Origin of the sequence: Pseudomonas folii (assembly GCF_014357575.1) — a bacterium.
GTDB classification, from domain to species: domain Bacteria; phylum Pseudomonadota; class Gammaproteobacteria; order Pseudomonadales; family Pseudomonadaceae; genus Aquipseudomonas; species Aquipseudomonas folii.
In genome coordinates, this window is the sequence record NZ_JACONW010000288.1 from 1 (window position 1) to 781 (window position 781).

The 781-nt window shown below is 56.2% G+C and carries 1 protein-coding gene; it reads right to left on the minus strand.

The window, feature by feature from the left end:
- Window positions 1–781 (minus strand): Ig-like domain-containing protein (locus tag H8S59_RS26750; RefSeq protein ID WP_246475622.1); only part of this gene is annotated, 781 nt, incomplete at both ends.

Consider the following 781-nt stretch of genomic DNA (forward strand, 5'->3'; position numbering starts at 1 on the left):
AGCAACATTGATATTTGGCGTGTAAGTCGCCGTCCAGGTAATGCCACCATCGCTGCTGGTAACAGCGCTCAAGGTGCCGTTAGGTACAGCAAGGTCGGCATTGGTGAAACCGGTCACCGCTTCACTGAAGGTGATGGTTACCAACGAGGTTTCACCCACTGACAGGGCGCTGTCAGACATTGCAATGGTTGCCGTCGGACGCGCAGTGTCTATCGCGTAGTTACCTGAGTTAGTGATACCGGCACCCGCGTTGCCACTGAAATCAGCCACGCCGCCGTTGTTAAGCGTGATGACGTTGCTGGCACTGGTAATGCCGGTTACAGGCGTCAACGTCGCCGTCCAGGTAACACCGCCGTCACTGCTGCTGACAGCGCTCAAGGTACCATTGGCAACGTGAAGGTCAGCATTAGTGAAACCGCTCACCGGCTCACTGAAAGTAATGGTCACCAGCGAGGTTTGACCGATCCATAGTGCGCTGTTCGCTACCGCAATGGTCGCCGTCGGGCGTGCAGTATCAATCAAATAGTTATTGGAGTTTGTGACACCGCTGCCTATGTTGCCGGAAGCATTGGCGATGCCCGTGTTATCCAGCGTGATCAGGTTGGTGGTGTCGGTCACGTTGGCCGTTGGTGTCAGAGTCGCCGTCCAGGTAACACCGCCGTCACTGCTGCTGACCGCGCTCAACGTGCCGTTAGCGATCGCCAGGTCGGCGTTGCTGAAACCGGTCACCGCTTCACTGAACGTGATAGTCACCAGCGAAGTTTCACCTACTGCCAGTGAA